This window comes from Dactylosporangium thailandense, from assembly GCF_059739745.1.
The window spans coordinates 4,852,119-4,867,604 of sequence record NZ_AP029195.1; the positions used below are offsets into that span (position 1 = coordinate 4,852,119).

The window sequence follows — 15,486 nt, forward strand, 5'->3', positions numbered from 1 at the left end:
GCCGCGATGACGGCCAGGCACAGCGTGAACAGGGTGCGCACGTCAGCCTCCCTGGACGGTGCAGTCGTACGGGCGCTCGCCCTGCGGCCGGCATCCTGCGGCGACGACCCGCCAGCCGCCCGGGAACAGCGCCAGGAACAGCGTGCCGTCGCCGTCGGGCGCGGCGACCGCGACCTCCGCGTGCTGGCCGTACACCTCGACGCGGCGGACGGCGGCCGGGCCCGGCAGGTCCACGCCGCCGATCACGTCCGGGCACGACCGGCCGGAGGACTGCCCGACCTCGTTGGCGGTGTCCGGGGCGAGCAGGGCGCACGCGGCGGCGCCGTCGCCGGCCTGGACGGCGGTGAGCAAGCGCTGGGCGGTGCCGGCCGCCGCGTCCGCGCGGGCGTCAGCGCCGCTGCAGGCGGCCAGCGCCAGCACGGCGATCAGCCCCAGGGGGGCGACGGACACCATCTGCCTTGGGTTCACGATCGCCCTGTTCCCGCAATGGCTCCACGTCACACATGACGGCGACACCCCGCAACGGCAACAGCGACGGACGGGGCCGCTACGTTGACGGCTCGTACGGCTCGGCAGCCAGCAACCGCGCGAGGTGGCGGCGTTGGCAGCGAGGGTCTTCGTCGCCGCGCCGGTGGTGTCCCGCTTCGGGCCGGCGTCGTTGTAGTCGACCTTCTGCATGGCCTCGCCGACCCAGTACGTACCGCCGGACGCCGGCACGGTGACGACACAGGCGGAGACGGTGAACAGCGTCGAAGACAGCTGCCGGAGTGCGGCGGACCGCGCGCAGGCGATCGCCGGTTCCGGGGCGGCGAACCACAGCTCCTCCGAGCCGTCGACGTCCAGGCCCCATCCCCGCGGGGACTCCGGCCCGACGGCAACGTTCTGCGCGTAGCTCAGCATCTCCGGCCACGCCTCGATCAGCTGCGGAGCGTGGTGGTCCCGCCATCGCGGGGCGAACTCGCCGGGCGGGACGGCGGGGTCGCGCTTCAGGAAGCGGACCACCTTGTACGGGCCCGTTCCGGGGCCGGTCAGCACGTGGTGCGAGCCGATGAACGACGAGTTGACGATGAGGGTGTCGAAGACGAGCTCCTCGTCCTGGCGCATGATGCGGTGGTACTCCGCGGCCGACCGGTTCGCCTGCCGGGCCGCGAGCGAGACGTACTCGGCGCTCGCGACCCCGTCGTGCGGCACGGGATCGGTGTCGAACAGCACCTCGCACTGGATGTAGCGGCGCACGGTCGCGGACTCCGGCATGCCGGCGCCAGCGCGGCACCCACGCGGCGCGGGTCCACTATGGATTGCGGCAGGCCAGGTAGTTGATCCGGTACACGGTCATGCCGGCATCAGGTCACTTTCGCTGATCGTGTACGTCAGGCCCGGGTAGTCGAAGTCCGGCTCGGCGTTCTCCCGCCGCCGCAGCCGGTAGAACTCGCGCTGCTGGTCCTCGTCGGCCAGCGTCAGCCGGTGTCCGTCCGGCAGGTGCGGGTCGCCGTCGCGGAAGCGCACGAGCGTCTTCGATGTGCGGAACGTGACGCCCAGCCACTCGTTCTCGACCGCCCGGGCGGAGGCGTCCAGCACGATCTTGTGCCGGTGCCGGCGGTTCGCGGCGACCGAGAAGACGACGGCGCCGTTGTGCGTCAGCGGCACCGCGAAGGCCTCACCGCCGGGCTCCTTCGGCTCGACGATCAGCCTTCGTGGCGGGTCCGCCGCGAAGGGGCGGCGGTAGCAGGAGAACACGGCGATGAACGACTCCTCGGCCAGGTCGAGGGCCTGGTCGCAGTGGCTGCCCATCGTCGCGTAGGCGTTGGTGTACCGCTCGATGAGCGCGTTGTTGAACGCGCCGGGCAGCGCCGCCTGTTCGCGGATCTGCTCCGCGAGCCGAGCGTGCACCGCGCCGAAGCGCTGGGCCGGGGTGCGGTATCGGGTGGTGGTGCGCACCAGCGGTACCAAACCCGTCGTATCGACCGCGGACAGCACCGCGCCGGCCCGGCCCTTGCCGGCGTCCTCGAACCGGGCCGACGCGGACAGTTCCTCGAAGGGGTTGCCGGCGATGGGCAGCGCGTAGGACCTAAAGTCGCGGGGCAACGTAGTCCCCCGCGTTCATGCTGAACCCGAACCGGCCGCCGTAGTCGATGACGTTCGGGGTCCGGTTCTCCTCGGCGTACAACCGGCGCAGCTCGTCCATGCCCTCGGGCGTCGGTGGCTCGAGCCGGACCGGGCCGCGGCCGGTCTTCAGGAACGTCTCGCCGGCGCGGTGCACGGCCTCGGTGCTCGAACAGCGGACCACGTAGCCCAGGCGGGTCGGCAGCACTGCGGCGTCGAGCGTCGAAGGACGGATTTCATGGGTGTACAGGCGGTTGGTCGACAGCGGCATGAAGAACACCGAGTCCGGGTGCAGCACCACGGTGAACTGCGCGGGGAGGGCGGGCGCGCCATCCGGCTCCTTGAGCCGGAACCGCAGCGTCGTCAGCCCGCTGGTGCCGTTCAGGCCGAGGTCGAACGGGTCGCCGGGCAGGGGGCGCAGCGCGTCGAGCCGGTCGTAGAAGGTACAGAAGGCCATGATGCCGTTGCCGGGCATGTCCTTGGTCTTGTCGGCGTGCGCCGAGATCTTCGCCTTCGACTGCTTGTTGTGGTACACCTGCGCGAGGACATGGTTGAGCGGCGCCTGGTCGCGGAACACCAGGGCGGCCTCGCGGTTCAGCGCGTCGACGATGCCCGTGTCGGTCGCCCGGAAGTTGTCGGTCGGCCCCGAAAGGTTCGTGGAGCACCGCAACAGGCGGAAGTGCAGGTCGTCGCCGTCCGGCACGACCGGCGTCAGGTAGATGCCGGTGCGGTGGGCCGTTCCCGGCTTCGTCGACTCCGTGAGGGACTGGAACTCGTGCTCGGCCCGGATCCGGTCGAAGTGGCCGGGGCCGAAGAAGCGCCGGTAGTACACGCCGACCCCGTGCACGCGGACCGGAACCCGGCCGAGGCCCACGACCTCCCACGGCGCGCCGTCGTAGTTGACCGACAGGTCCCGCACGACGAGGACCCGGGCCGCCGCCTCGAGGTCGTGGCCGGCGAACCGGGAGATGTCGCCGCACAGGTAGACGGCCTTGCCGGCGATATCGGCCAGGTCCGCAACGACGGAGCCGAAGAAGCCCTCGAGCGCGCCGGCGGGCGCCACGAGGACGTTGCGGGTGTCGTCGATGCGGGCCTCTGCCATGCCGATCAGACCTGCCTGAGGGTGAGGCGGACCACGTCGAGGCGTTCCGCGGGCGTGTCGGACCGGGTCACGGCCAGCAGCTGGTCGGGGGTCGTGATGCCGACCTGGGCGAGCGCCTCCCGGACCCGTTCGACCAGTGTATCGGCGACGCCGTCACCGGGCTCGGCGGCGACCGGGGCGCCGTCCCGCGCGCAGGGCGCGGCCGTGGCCGCCATAGAGGCGGACCTCACCGACACCACGGCACCCGCGGCGATCTACGACGAGGCCGAGCGCCGGCTCGGCCCGGTCACCGCCTTGGTGATGTGCCACTGCGAGTCGGTCGACTCCGGAATCCTCGACACCACCGTCGAGAGTTTCGACCGGCACTTCGCCGTCAACGCGCGGGCGACATGGTTGCTGATCCGCGAGCACGGGCGGCGCTTCCGAGGCAAGCACGGCGACGGTCGCATCATCGCCCTCACCAGTGATCACACCGTGGGCAACCTGCCGTACGGCGCCAGCAAGGGCGCGCTCGACCGCATCACCTTGGCCGCGGCCCACGAGCTGGCGCACCTCGGCATCAGCTCGAACGTCATCAACCCCGGCCCGGTGGACACGGGCTGGATGACCGAGCCGGGACGGGCCGCCTGCATTCGGCAGACACCGCTCGGCCGCCTCGGCACCCCGCAGGACACCGCGAATCTGGTCGACTTCCTGTGCTCGCCACAAGGTCAGTGGATCAACGGTCAGCTGCTGTTCAGCAACGGCGGGTTCGCCTGATCGCCGTCACACCGAAGCCGCGGGCCGGGTGAGCACATCACCGCCGACCTGGTGATGCACGACGTTCAAGCGACGAGCGTCTTGCCCGGAATCCGCCGTCTCACCGATATTCGGCAGTGCGTTCAACGCCCACAACACGGGCGCGTCGGAATCCCGGAACCTTCTCACCGTCACCATGCCGCTGACCTTGCATCCACGACGACCAGACCTACCTGGCCGACATGACCGAATCCGACCGGGTCGCCTTGCGTGAGCGGTACCTGCTCATCCCGCGGCACCTGCGCCACTACGCGCTCGGCGACATGGACCGCAAGGACCATCCGCTGCGGGTGCTCATCAGCGCCGTCGGCGAGCCGCGGTACGGGGATCGGGGCGGCCGCGAGGTCACTGCGGCGATGCACGCCTCGGCGGTCGAGTACTTCCGGCGGCGGCAGCAGTCGATCGCCGAATGGGAGGCCCGCACCCCGCCCGACGGGCCCGCCGCCGCGGCCGCCGCACCAATCAGCATCCACCGGACGGTGTACCCGCAGGGCTGGCCGGACGACCCCAGCATCCAGGCGCTGCAGAACGACTACCCGGCCGCCGTCCGCGCCGATGGCCGGGACTATCCGAGCGTCACCCACGCGTACTGGGCGCTGTCGACGGACGCCGCCGCCTGGCACGATCGGATCGCCTCGGCGCCGCGCGGCTCAGACGCCGCCGGGCTGGCCGCGCAGGCACCGGGCCGCCCCGGCCGGCCGCCCGGCTGGCCGTGATGACCGGCCTGCTGTCGGCCAAGTCCACCCGGCATCCGGACGTGGCGCGGATACTGCTGGACACCGGCGACGCCCGTCTGCTGTACGTCGACGCCGGATCCGCCTGCTGGGTCGACGGAGCTCAGGGCGGTACCAACTGGATCGGCCGCTTGTTGGAGGGCGTCCGCTCACAGCTCGCCGCGGCGCAGGCCGGGATCTCGGGGCCGCCGGCTCAAAACGACGCAGGGCTCGTGATCACCCGGGCGGGAGCGGCCACAGTCTCGCGGTGTGGTCGCTGGCGCCGGTGGCGAGCGTCTTGCCGTCCGGGCTGAACGCCACCGAGCTCACCGTGTCGCTGTGGCCCTCGAGGTCGCGGATGCGGGCCGGCGCGGCCGGGTTCGCCATGTTCCACAGCGTGACCGTGCGCCAGCTGCTGAGCGCCATCGTCCGGCCGTCCGGGCTGAAGGCCAACGCCCCCACGCCGATCCGCGGCGGGGGAAGGGTGGCTCGAAGCTGAGGCGCGGCCGGGTCGCTCACATCCCAGACGAGGATCGAGAAGCTGTCGCCGACGGTGACGAGGGTTCTGCCGTCCGGGCTGAATCGCACCGCCCCCACCCCTTCCTTGAAGGCCGGGAGGGTGGCGATGCGTCTGAGATTCGCGAGGTCGCCGAGGCTCCACAGCGCGACGGAGTTGTCGTGTTCGGCGGTGGCGAGGGTCTTGCCGTCGGGGCTGAACACCGCGTCCGTCGTGTCCTTGAGGTTGTCGTTGGTGTGGGTGGCGATGCGTTTCGGGGCGGCCGGGTCGGCCATGCTCCAGAACACCACCGTGTGGTCGCCGCCCGAGGTGACCATGGTCTTGCCGTCCGGGCTGAACTCGATCGCGTACATCCACCACTTGTGGTTGAGCGTGGCGATGCGCCTGGGCGCGGCCGGGTCGGTCATGTCCCACACGTTGACCGCGGCGCCGCGGCCGTCCGTTGCCATGGTCCGGCCGTCCGGGCTGTACGCGATCAGCCCGACCGAGTCCTGCTCGTCGGCGGTGGCGATGCGCTTGGGCGCGGCCGGGTTGCTCACGTCCCACACCATGATTCCGTCCTCGAGGCCGGCGGTGGTCATGGTCCTGCGGTCCGGGCCGAACGCCACCGCCGTCACCTGGCTGTTGTGGCCCTGGAGCGCGGCGAACGGGCTCGCGGTGACCGCGGCCGAGGGCCTCGTCAGGCCGGAGGCCCTGACGGCCGGAGGCCCGTCCCGGTTGACGATCACCACCGCGGCGGCCAGGACCGCGACGAGCACGACGGCGACGGCGAGCAGCGGGCGCCACCGGTGAGCCTGCCCCACCGGTGGCGCAGAGGCAAGGGGGCGCAGAACCGCAGGCGGCGGAGGCAGCACGTGCAGTGTCCCGCCGGCGACGATGAGTTCCGGCTGCTCGATCACCGTCGGCGCCACGCCCAGTGCGCGGTGCAGCAGCGTCCCGGCCAGCGACATGCGGCTGGCCCCGCCGACCAGGAACACCGCTGCGACGTCCCCGGCCCCGATGCCGGCGTTGCGCACGGCCAGGCCGGTCGCGTCGACGGTGCGCTCCAGCAGCGGCCGGGCCAGATCGTCCAGCTGCTCCCGGCCCACGACCGCGTCCAGGTCGAGGATCGGCGCGAAGATCGTCGTCGACGAGGCCCGGGACAGCTCCTCCTTGCCGGTCCGCACGTCGTCCCAGAACGCGCGGGAGGCCCGCCGGTCGTCGGGGGTGGCCGGGGCGGTGAGCCGGCCCCAGGCCGCCGGGTCGCGCCCGCCGTGGACGGCCCCGAGATGCGCCACGATCGCCGCGTCGACATCCAGCCCGCCGGTGTCGGGCAGGCCCTGCGCCGCCAGCACCTCGAACCCGTCGGCGTTCCTGCGTACCACCGACGCGTCGAACGTGCCCGCCCCGAAGTCGTACACCACGATGCACTTCCCGGCCGGGATCGCCTGCCCCAGGACGTGCACGAAGTAGGCCGCGGCGGCGACCGGCTCGGCCACCAGTACCGGTGCCGGCAGCCCCGCGACGGCGGCGGCCTCCGCCAGGGTCTGCCGCCGGTGCGCGCCCCAGCCCGCTGGATGGGTCAGCACCAGCCGGTCGACCCCGGCCCCGGCGACCCGGACGGCCTCGTCCCGCACCCGGCCCAGCACCGCCCCGATGAGCTCCGGCACCGGTACCTCCCGCTCGCCGAGCAGCACCTTCCCGTCGTCGATCCGCGACTTGGGGTGCGGCTCGAACGCCTCCGGACGGCTGCGCGCCGCGCGCACCGCATCGCGGCCGACGATGAGCGCGCCGTCGGGGCCGGCGCAGACCGCCGACGGCAGCAGCGGCGTCTCCCCGAACAGCAGCGGTACCGCCCGCCCGCCGTCCAGCCCGACCACCGCCACGGTCGACGAGGTCCCGAAATCGACGCCCAACGTGATCACGAGACCTGTCGTACCACGCCGACCTCAAGGTTTCGTGAAAATGGCCGCACCCGGCCATCGCAAGGGACGAACCGTGAGCCACAACGCGGCGAGCCGGCCGCGACATAGGTCGCCGCGACGACGGCCAGGGTGAGGTGCAGCCCGCGGTACCAGTCCGGCGCCGACTGCAGTACCAGCCCGATCACCGCGATCCCGGCCAGCACCCGAGCTGCCGGTTGGTGTTCAGCCGCCGCCGGGTCGTGGCCCGCATGCTCGGCAGCCTCCGCCCGGCGTCCTCCTGATCCAACCCGGCTGAGCCTCAGCGACCCGGCCCACTAATGCCGCCACGAGGGTACCGGGAAGCGAGGTGCTCGGCGTCGGATAGGTGATGAACGTGCAGGCGGCCGCCCGCCGTCGCGTCGCCAGCGGGTCGGTGCGCAGCGGGGTCACCAGTTCCGCTTCACTGCCGGCCATCTGGTCGGTCCGCTACTGCGGCGAGCTGCGCCGCAACGGGACCATCCCGCAGCTGTCCAACCGGCGGTGCCTAGTTGACTGCACCAACGCGCGCAAGTCCGCAGCAGGCGGTGTTGCGGCCCCTAGAGAAACCAGCGGTGGCCGGGTCGCCCACAGGATCGGCCCGGCCACCACGGTGAGGCGCGCCCCGACCGGCCTGGTCGTCGGGGTCGAGGCGGTCATCGGGTCAGCCAGCGGTCCAGTTCGGCGAGGACGTTCTCGACCTGCGGATGGAGTGCGTCGGCTATCTCGGCTGGGGTCTGACCCTCGCTGGCGCGGCGGCCCGACTCGCCGATGATGATGTGGAACACGCCGGCCAGCGCGATGCCCTGCAGGCGGGCGACCTCCGGTGCGACCGGGCTGGTTTCGCTGATGGCCGTGGTCAGCGCGGCGGCCTGGCGGTCGGTCACTTCCAGGGCCAGCCGGTTGACCGCCGGGCTGATGGCCGCGAGATAGCCGAGGTTGCCGCGGACGTTCTCCGCGGGCATGCCGCGGATTGCCGAGATCGTCTCCAGGACGAAGCCGCGGATGGCGGCGGCCGGGCTGGTTCCCGCGGGCCGGGAGCGGATCAGGTCGGTCAGCCGCTCTTGTATCTCCGCTTCGCGGTCGGTGACCAGCTGTTCCTTGGTAGGAAAGTAGTTGTAGAGCGTCTGCTCCGCTACCTCCGCCGCGCGTGCGATCTCGCTGACCGTCACCTGCTCGTAGCCCCGCTCGGCGAACAACCGGGCCGCGGTCTCGGCGATGAGCCGACGCGTGCGCGCCTTCTTGCGGTCACGAAGCCCAGGTTCAGTCACGCCATCAGTGTACCAGACAACATTTTTAGGGCTGACTCTAAAAATGCTGTACGGTCTACCGCAAGAGCCGCCCACCCGGAAGGAACGCTCATGAGCGCGCAGCGTCCCGAAACCAAGCTCGAATCCGAGCAGCCGACGATGCAGGGGCCTGGCACGCCCCAGTCGTTGCGGCAGGCGTGGACAGCCCTGGCGGGTCTGTCTGCGGTCTTCCTGTTCGAGATGCTGGACAACTCGATCCTGAATGTCGCGCTGCCCACGATCGGCCGCGAACTGCACGCCTCAACGGTCGGGCTGCAATGGGTGACCGGCGTCTATGCGGTCGTGTTCGGTGGGCTGATGCTGGTGTTCGGCGCGATCGCCGACCGGTTCGGCCGCCGCCGCGTCATGCTGGTCGGGCTGATGCTGCTCGCCGCCGCGAGCCTGACTACCGCGTTCGTCACCACCGCGGAGCAGCTCATCGGCGTGCGAGCGGTGATGGGCGTCGCCGCGGCCATGACCACCCCGGGTTCGATCGCGCTGGCCTTCCGCCTGTTCACCGAGGACAACCTGCGCGTCCGGGCGATGACCCTCATCTCCACCGTCGGCCTGGTCGGGCTCGCGATCGGCCCGACCGCGGGCGGTCTCGTGCTCGCCGTCGCCCCCTGGCAGGTCCTGCTCCTGGTGAACGTGCCGATCGCCGCCCTGGCGATCATCGGCATCCGGTCCGGCATCGCCGCGGACCAAGCCGCCGAACTGCACCGCGACCCGGTGGACGTCGCGGGGGCGGTGCTGGGCACGGCGACGATCGTGTTCTCCCTCATCGCGCCCACGCTGTTCGTGAACGAGGGCAGCGGTACGTGGGCGCCCTGGACGGCCACCGCCGCGGCCGTTGCGACAGCGATCGCCTTCGTCCTGCGGGAGCGCTCGGCCCGCCACCCGTTGCTCGACCCGAAGCTTGTCGCCCGCCCGCTCGTCTCCGCGGGCCTGGCCTATAAGGCCGCGACCGGGCTGGCCGTCGCCGGCATGGGCTACATGGTGACCCTGCAGCTGCAACTAGACTGGGGATGGCCGCCCGCGCTCGCCGCCATCGGGATGCTGCCGCAGGTCGTCGTCCTGATCAGCGCCGGCCCGTTCGTCAACCGGTTCGTCCAACGCGCCGGCCTCGAACGGTCCGCCTGGCTCAGCTCCGCCGCGGTCGTGGCCGGCCTCGCCGTCTACGGTCTGCTGGGCCGCTTCGGATACGTATGGGTCGCGATCTCGCTCGCGCTCGTCGCCGCCGCGATCCGCGTGGTCGGCGCGGTTGCTGGGGTCAACGTGCTGCGGGGCCTACCGGAGAACCGGACCTCCATCGGCGCGGCCCTGGTCGACACCGCGTCCGAGGTCACCTCCGGCGCCGGCATCGCCATCGCCGGCACCCTCCTCGCAGCCTTCTTCACCGGCACCATCACCACGACGGGCTGGAGTGCGCACCAGACCGCACAGTTCCGTGACGCGGTGACCGTCGCCGGCCTGGTGCTCACCGCCGTCGCCGGCATGCTCGTCGGATGGGCGATCCTGCGCACACGAAATGCCGCAGACAACCGGTCGAGCACACCGAACACCGACGCCCTCGACGCGTAGCCGCGGCATCACCAATCCGCATGCCGATTCCCATCCCCTGGCGGGGGAAGCTCAGTTCGACGATGCGGCGGCTACCCAGGACACGGTCACGCAGCTGATCGCGGCGATGCGCCGGGTGCGGCGGGAGGTGCCGGGCGCCGCCGAGGCCGGTTCCACAACCTAGCAGTCTAGGCTCCCCCGGCGGCCGTGACCATCACCGGACGGCCGCGAGGATCAGCAGCCCAGCTGCAGGCGCGCCTTGAACCGCAGCGTGCCCGCGGGCACGTCCTCGTCGCACCGTACGGTGCCCACCTCAATGTTGTCGAAGGTCGTGTACGCCTGCGTGCCGAGACCGAAGACGGTGTACCGCACACCGTACGGCGGCAGGTTCTGGCGCACGCAGCGGAACGAGGTGAACGTCCCGGACACGGCTCGCGTGCCCTTGTAGAGGCCGTAGTACCCGGGCTGGTTGAAGGTCCAGCGCATACTGGTCGTCTCGGTGTCGGTGCTGGAGGTGGTGCTCTGCACGGAGAAGCCGACCTTCGCCGAGACCTTGGCGAAGACCGCACCGGCGCTGGTGCTGATCTCGGCGCTGGCCCCGATCGTCGTGCTCACCGAGTTGACCTTCGTCAGGGTCTCGGTCCGCTCACCGGTCGTCCCGGCCGCGATGTTGATGCTCATGAAGTGCGTGAGCGTCGGATTGACCTCGGCGGCGGTGATCTCGTACCAGATCTGGTCCACCGTGCTCGCGCCGCACCAGTCACGGGGCGGCAGAACCAGGCCGGCCCGGGCCGGGGTCGCGACCGCCATCGCCGCGATCAGGGACGCGGCCGCCACGACGGCCGTACTCCGGGCGAACCGTGACCTCGAGACGGAAACCTTCACCGAGCCTCCTACGCCGGGCGGGTACGACGCAGTATGGATGACCGACGATGTCTCGCGCATCGCCGCGATCGTGCGGCATGCGCCAATCGATGCACGCCGGGCGATTCCGGACGCTCGGACGGTGCAGGTGTTCGGTATCTTGGGTCGCCGCGGACGGGCCAGAAGGCCGACCGTGGCATGAGCTCGAACGGCCCGTCCGGGAGGACCGATGTACGCCAGGCGCCATCTCATCGAGGCGTACCTCGGCGCTCAGGCGCGGGGCTTCGGTGGCTACCTTCCCGAGTCATCCGCCTTCAACGCCGCCCTCAAGGCGTATCACGCACGCATGCTCGACGGACTCGGGCAACTGTTCGGGCTGCACTTGGATGCGCAGCAGATGGACACCTTCAACAACCGCGTGTACTTCAGGCTGTTCGCCTCGACGGCCGACTCACTGCTCGCCCTGAGGACCCCATGGTCAGGCTTCCTCGAAGCAGGCCTGCTGGTGAGGAAGGTGGAACAGGCAGGGGACGACGGACAGCGCGTCATGACGGCCAGCAGCCGCATCGGAGCCGTCGTCGAGGAAGCACGGCAGCAGCATCTGGAAATGCTCGATGCCTTGGCCGCCATCATGCTCGGCGACCGTGCGGCGCTCACCTTCAGCCGGGCGGACCTGCGGGCGATCGGCGTCGATGACACCGCGCCCAACCCGGCGGACTCCCGATCTACGAGGATTGAGCGCCGGTTCGGCGCCGCGCCGACGCGAAGCTTCTCGACGAGGCCGCCGGGAGGGTGGGCCGCCCTCCCGGCGGCAGCGGGCGTCAAGCGGATGCCGACGCCGCCGGCTGATACGCGCAGTCGAGCGCGCGTGCGACGTAGAGGCCGTCGTTCAGGTAGGCCAGAAACGCGTCCACGGTCCCGTTGTCGAGCGCCGCCTGCGCGGCCGCCTGCACGTGCGAACCAGCGTTCGGCATCGTCCGATTCACCGCGATCCGCAGATCCGTCGACCAAACCCCCCACAGACTCGTCTTGAGAAACGCCCGCAGATCGCCCGCGGAACCGTCCAGCCGCGCCTGCATCCTGCCCGGCAACGTAGTCAACGCATCAGCGACCGCCGCCGCCATGATCCGGTTCGCCAGCACCCGCACATCGGTGTCCGAGGCGGTATCGAGGTCGATCGTGACAAGCTCGCGGATGTCCGCGTAGAAAACCGTCTGGCAGGATGTCGCGGGCGATTCGGCTTGAGCCGCCGCCGGTGTCGCCGGGATCAGCAAGGCGAGTGCCAGCAGGAGGGCAGCCGGGATCTTCCATCGCATGTGAACTTCTCCCCGTGTGAGTCCAACGCGCGCGATCGTCGATGCGAAGTATACAAGCTCTTCGACGTCCGCCGGGGCCGATAGGCCCCGCGGGGCGGCACCGCCGAGTGTGTCGACGGTTGCGCGTGGAATGCCACCTCGAAGGGGCCGGAACTGGTCGGCCGCGACGGCCGGGCTGACTCCGGAACCGGTCCGGGTCGCCGGGCCCGCATACCGCGTGCAGGTCACGGCCGAGCCCTGCTTGTGCACCTCGTACCCGGCTAGGTAGATGGTCACGCCGGTGGAGTCGACGGCGACCAGTCGTGCGCCGTCGGCGTCATAGATGTATCGACTCGTGCCGTTGCCGTCGGACACGGTGTCGAGATGCCCTTCGGCGTCCCAGGTCAGCGTCTGGCCGGGCTTGCCGGCGATGTTACGGGTCGTGGTGTTGCCGCCGCTAACGACCGAGCAGGTCGACTGCCTCATGGAGTGCCCCGCCCGCACCGGCATTGTCCCCGATCACGAGGCGCGCCATGGCCTGGTCGGTCAGCGCCCGGACCAGTCGGCCGGGGTGCGCGGCGGGGTCGGCGGCCCGCAGCCGGCGTTCGAGGGCGACACCCCGGTCCAGCGCCGGCATCACGTCCTCGCGAAACCGGTCGGGCTCGTCGAACAGCACCGACACGCGAATGGCGCGGCGGCGCAGCAGATCGCCGAGTGCTACCGAGTCGCCGGCCGGTGCGGCCAGCGCCTGGTCGATGGCGTCGAGGCCGGCGCGGTAGGCCTCCCGGACGCTGAAGGACCAGTGATACATGCTCCGGCCGAGCACCGGTTGCAGCAGGCCGCCCGGCGCGGCCGGTTCGGCCCGAGCGCCGGAGCGCGCGAAATGGGCGGCCTGAATGGACATGTACACGCCGGACGGCGAGCCCACCGCCGGCAGCCCGGCACAGATCGCGGCGGCCTCGCGCAGGAGCTCTCCGGCCTCCCGTGGGTGAGCGGCGGCGGTGAACCAAAGCGCGGAGCCGGCCGTCCAGATCGCCAGGGTGGGCCGGATCGCCGGCTGCTCTGCGGCCATCTGGCGCAGCCGCGCGAGGGCCTCCCGGTCGGCATCCAGGCTCGCCTCGCCCCGTCCGGCCCGGTCGAGATAGACCGCCAGGCCCAGCAGCGCCCACAGCGCGCCGCTGTCCCCCGCCCCGCGGTCCTGATACAGCGCGACGACCTCCGTCTGGACGGTCACCGCCTCCGCGAACCGGCCGGCCTCGGCCAGCCCGTGCGCCAGGTCCAGCAGCGCCTTCTTGTCGACGTCCAGCGGCCGGGGCGCCGCCCGCCGGGCCAGTGCCACTGCCTCCTGCCGCGCGGCCAGCGCCAACTCGTCGGCGTGCGCGCGCGAGTACTGCAGGGCCAGCCTCGAGATCACCCGGAACGCGCCGTCGACGTGCTCCTCACCCCCGTCGGCGACCAGGCTCCGCATGACGTCCGCGGCCTCCACGAGATATGGGAGTCCGCGCTCGGGCCGGTCCAGTCCGGCCCGCCAGGCGTACGCCATCAGGCCGGTGGCCAACGCCAGCCGGGCATTATCCGGCCGCCGCTGCGCCTCCAGCCGAAGCTCGGCCAGCATCTCGGCGGTGACCCGCTCAATATGCACGCGGCAACGCTACCTACCGGCCGAACGGGCAGCCACCAGCACGGCGAGGACCAGTTGGCGACAGGCGAGTCGGACGTGCCGTCCCCGCCCTCGAGGAAGGTGCACCTGATGTGTTGGCCCACGCCAACGGCCTAGCGACCCCACAGACGGCGCCGCGCCGGCGCTCAAGAAGCACCGATGCCGGCAGCGGGCCGAGCAGATCGTGGAACGATGCGGCCCTGCTTGGGCAGAACGCTGACCAGTTGGTAGGCAGACTACCCGGCGAAAGCGGCCCTGCGCGGCACGTGCCAGAGCTCCGGCGCAGCGGATCAGTGCCGCGCCGAGCTGAGGCGGGGGTGCGGCGGTCAGGGCGTTCGCCGGGCCCGGGCCGGACCCGCTCCGGCCGGCGGCCCTGGCGGGCGCCGGCCGGAGGTGCGGTCAGGGAGTTGCCGGCGCCGGGGCCGCCGGGGTCGCGTGCAGGGCCGGGGCGGGGTAGCGCAGGGAGCGGGCCAGGAGGCCGAAGCCGGCCAGGAGCAGCAGCGGGCTCAGCAGGCTCAGCGGGCCGACGCCCAGCGCCAGGAAGGCCAGGATGCCCGCGCCGACCAGGACCGGGACCCACCAGCGGGAGCGGCCGTCGGCCGTGGTCGCCGACGCGGTCACGATCAGGCCGAGCAGCGTACCGAACATGCCGAACAGCACCCAGCCGGCCGCGAACAGGGCGTAACCGCCCATCGCGTCGCTCACCTGCGTCGCCTGCTCCGGGGTGAGGACCATGCGCGCCGCCAGGTCGGTGTAGTCGCCCACCATCAGGCCGCTGAAGTTGGCCAGCGCCAGCACCGTGACCAGGCCCGCGACGCGGGCGAAGCGGCCGCCCGTCTGCATGATCGTCAGGACCGCCGGGATGAACAGCAGCCAGCCCAGGTGCAGCAGGAACGCGCTGGCCTGCGACTGCACCGGGTGCTCGGTGAACTGGGCCGGGTCGGGCGTGAAGCCGGGCACCGTGGCCAGGCCCGTCGCGAACGCCACCGGGGCCAGGATCAGGCACACGCGGCCGACCGAGAAGCGGAACGCGCCGAAGGTGTCCGGCTCGTCGGGGTCGGGGACGTGGCGGCCGAGGGAGCGGGCCGCGAGCGTGTACGCCACCGTCATCACCAGCGGGCCGGCCACGCACCAGGGCAGCGGGGTGATCGCGAACAGGAAGTACCCCGCCGCGCCCGCCAGGGCCGCCCCCGCCACCCACCACGAGATGATCCGCGCGCGGGCCGCCGCGATCGGCGCGAGGACCAGCGCGAGGGCCCAGCCGACGAGGCCCGGCACCTGCCAGCCAAACGTCGCCCAGCCGCCGAGGGACTCGAACGTCTCGTTCACCCGGGCGACCGTGCCGTTGTCCGGCAGCGTCTGCTCCAACGCCAGCAGGAACACGTCGAACGCCATCAGCGCGGAGAACGTGACCAGGCCGAAGACCGTCGCGACCCAGGCCACGCGGGCGAGGACGACGCCGCGGCGGCGGATCGGGCCGAGCAGCGCGAGAAACCCGGGGACGAACAGGATCCACGCCCAGTGCAGCAGTACCGCATGAGCCTCCGTGGCCGCCGGGTGCGCCCGGTAGACGCCGAAGGACCCGTCTGGGGTGCCGAGCGCCGGGTCGACCGCGGTCGCCACGCCCAGCACGATCGGCGCCAGTATCAAGAAGAGCCGCATCGCG

General features: G+C 71.7%; 17 protein-coding genes. 4 read left to right on the top strand and 13 right to left on the bottom strand.

Annotated features, from left to right (window positions below):
* Nucleotides 1-42: 42 nt before the first annotated feature.
* The 4 genes from AC6JBM_RS21035 to AC6JBM_RS21050 all read right to left on the bottom strand — a co-directional run bounded on the left by AC6JBM_RS21035 (nucleotide 43) and on the right by AC6JBM_RS21050 (nucleotide 3,420).
* On the bottom strand, nucleotides 43-1,254 hold the full coding sequence (locus AC6JBM_RS21035; protein WP_497985274.1) for a hypothetical protein: 1,212 nt from the start codon (nucleotides 1,252-1,254) through the stop codon (nucleotides 43-45).
* Nucleotides 1,255-1,332: 78 nt separating this feature from the next.
* Nucleotides 1,333-2,085 (bottom strand): 2OG-Fe(II) oxygenase family protein, encoded by a 753-nt coding sequence (locus AC6JBM_RS21040; RefSeq protein ID WP_497985275.1) that lies wholly within the window; start codon nucleotides 2,083-2,085, stop codon nucleotides 1,333-1,335.
* On the bottom strand, nucleotides 2,069-3,205 hold the full coding sequence (locus tag AC6JBM_RS21045) for a hypothetical protein (RefSeq protein WP_497985276.1): 1,137 nt from the start codon (nucleotides 3,203-3,205) through the stop codon (nucleotides 2,069-2,071). The genes AC6JBM_RS21040 and AC6JBM_RS21045 overlap by 17 nt, the downstream gene beginning before the upstream one ends.
* A gap of 5 nt (nucleotides 3,206-3,210) precedes the next feature.
* Entirely contained in the window at nucleotides 3,211-3,420 is a 210-nt protein-coding gene (locus tag AC6JBM_RS21050) for a hypothetical protein (RefSeq protein WP_497985277.1), read from the bottom strand.
* On the opposite strand from AC6JBM_RS21050, the gene AC6JBM_RS21055 reads away from it, so the two are divergent.
* Complete coding sequence (locus tag AC6JBM_RS21055) at nucleotides 3,410-3,964, top strand: SDR family oxidoreductase (RefSeq protein WP_497985278.1); 555 nt, start codon at nucleotides 3,410-3,412, stop codon at nucleotides 3,962-3,964. The genes AC6JBM_RS21050 and AC6JBM_RS21055 overlap by 11 nt on opposite strands.
* A 6-nt stretch (nucleotides 3,965-3,970) precedes the next feature.
* On the opposite strand, the gene AC6JBM_RS21060 is transcribed toward AC6JBM_RS21055, so the two are convergent.
* Nucleotides 3,971-4,141, bottom strand: a complete 171-nt coding sequence (locus AC6JBM_RS21060; RefSeq protein WP_497985279.1) for a hypothetical protein — start codon at nucleotides 4,139-4,141, stop codon at nucleotides 3,971-3,973.
* 14 nt (nucleotides 4,142-4,155) lie between these two features.
* Here AC6JBM_RS21060 and AC6JBM_RS21065 point away from each other — a divergent pair, with 14 nt between their 5' ends.
* Nucleotides 4,156-4,719, top strand: coding sequence for a DUF7639 domain-containing protein (locus AC6JBM_RS21065; protein WP_497986503.1), 564 nt, complete (start codon nucleotides 4,156-4,158; stop codon nucleotides 4,717-4,719).
* 234 nt (nucleotides 4,720-4,953) lie between these two features.
* On the opposite strand, the gene AC6JBM_RS21070 is transcribed toward AC6JBM_RS21065, so the two are convergent.
* The 3 genes from AC6JBM_RS21070 to AC6JBM_RS21080 all read right to left on the bottom strand — a co-directional run bounded on the left by AC6JBM_RS21070 (nucleotide 4,954) and on the right by AC6JBM_RS21080 (nucleotide 8,423).
* A complete protein-coding gene (locus AC6JBM_RS21070; RefSeq protein WP_497985280.1) occupies nucleotides 4,954-7,137 on the bottom strand; it encodes an Hsp70 family protein in 2,184 nt (727 codons plus the stop codon).
* Nucleotides 7,134-7,340 carry a hypothetical protein gene (locus AC6JBM_RS21075; RefSeq protein ID WP_497985281.1) on the bottom strand — a complete coding sequence of 69 codons (207 nt, stop codon included), beginning with the start codon at nucleotides 7,338-7,340 and terminating at the stop codon, nucleotides 7,134-7,136. The genes AC6JBM_RS21070 and AC6JBM_RS21075 overlap by 4 nt, the downstream gene beginning before the upstream one ends.
* A gap of 468 nt (nucleotides 7,341-7,808) precedes the next feature.
* Entirely contained in the window at nucleotides 7,809-8,423 is a 615-nt protein-coding gene (locus AC6JBM_RS21080) for a TetR/AcrR family transcriptional regulator (RefSeq protein WP_497985282.1), read from the bottom strand.
* Nucleotides 8,424-8,513: 90 nt separating this feature from the next.
* Between AC6JBM_RS21080 and AC6JBM_RS21085 the strand changes: the two genes are divergently transcribed.
* Entirely contained in the window at nucleotides 8,514-10,022 is a 1,509-nt protein-coding gene (locus tag AC6JBM_RS21085; RefSeq protein WP_497985283.1) for an MFS transporter, read from the top strand.
* A gap of 213 nt (nucleotides 10,023-10,235) precedes the next feature.
* Here the strand turns inward: AC6JBM_RS21085 and AC6JBM_RS21090 are convergent, their stop codons facing one another.
* The gene (locus tag AC6JBM_RS21090; protein ID WP_497985284.1) at nucleotides 10,236-10,886 is read right to left on the bottom strand and encodes a hypothetical protein; all 651 of its coding nucleotides are present in this window, start codon (nucleotides 10,884-10,886) and stop codon (nucleotides 10,236-10,238) included.
* A 37-nt stretch (nucleotides 10,887-10,923) separates the two neighbouring features.
* Between AC6JBM_RS21090 and AC6JBM_RS21095 the strand changes: the two genes are divergently transcribed.
* On the top strand, nucleotides 10,924-11,067 hold the full coding sequence (locus AC6JBM_RS21095) for a hypothetical protein (protein WP_497985285.1): 144 nt from the start codon (nucleotides 10,924-10,926) through the stop codon (nucleotides 11,065-11,067).
* 276 nt (nucleotides 11,068-11,343) lie between these two features.
* On the opposite strand, the gene AC6JBM_RS21100 is transcribed toward AC6JBM_RS21095, so the two are convergent.
* The 4 genes from AC6JBM_RS21100 to AC6JBM_RS21115 all read right to left on the bottom strand — a co-directional run bounded on the left by AC6JBM_RS21100 (nucleotide 11,344) and on the right by AC6JBM_RS21115 (nucleotide 15,482).
* Nucleotides 11,344-11,466 carry a hypothetical protein gene (locus tag AC6JBM_RS21100; protein WP_497985286.1) on the bottom strand — a complete coding sequence of 41 codons (123 nt, stop codon included), beginning with the start codon at nucleotides 11,464-11,466 and terminating at the stop codon, nucleotides 11,344-11,346.
* Between the two features lie 220 nt (nucleotides 11,467-11,686).
* Nucleotides 11,687-12,646, bottom strand: coding sequence for an ALF repeat-containing protein (locus AC6JBM_RS21105; RefSeq protein WP_497985287.1), 960 nt, complete (start codon nucleotides 12,644-12,646; stop codon nucleotides 11,687-11,689).
* Nucleotides 12,618-13,802: a hypothetical protein gene (locus AC6JBM_RS21110; protein WP_497985288.1), complete on the bottom strand. Its 1,185-nt coding sequence runs from the start codon at nucleotides 13,800-13,802 to the stop codon at nucleotides 12,618-12,620. The genes AC6JBM_RS21105 and AC6JBM_RS21110 overlap by 29 nt, the downstream gene beginning before the upstream one ends.
* A 417-nt stretch (nucleotides 13,803-14,219) precedes the next feature.
* Nucleotides 14,220-15,482, bottom strand: coding sequence for a hypothetical protein (locus AC6JBM_RS21115; protein ID WP_497985289.1), 1,263 nt, complete (start codon nucleotides 15,480-15,482; stop codon nucleotides 14,220-14,222).
* Between the last annotated feature and the right edge of the window lie 4 nt (nucleotides 15,483-15,486).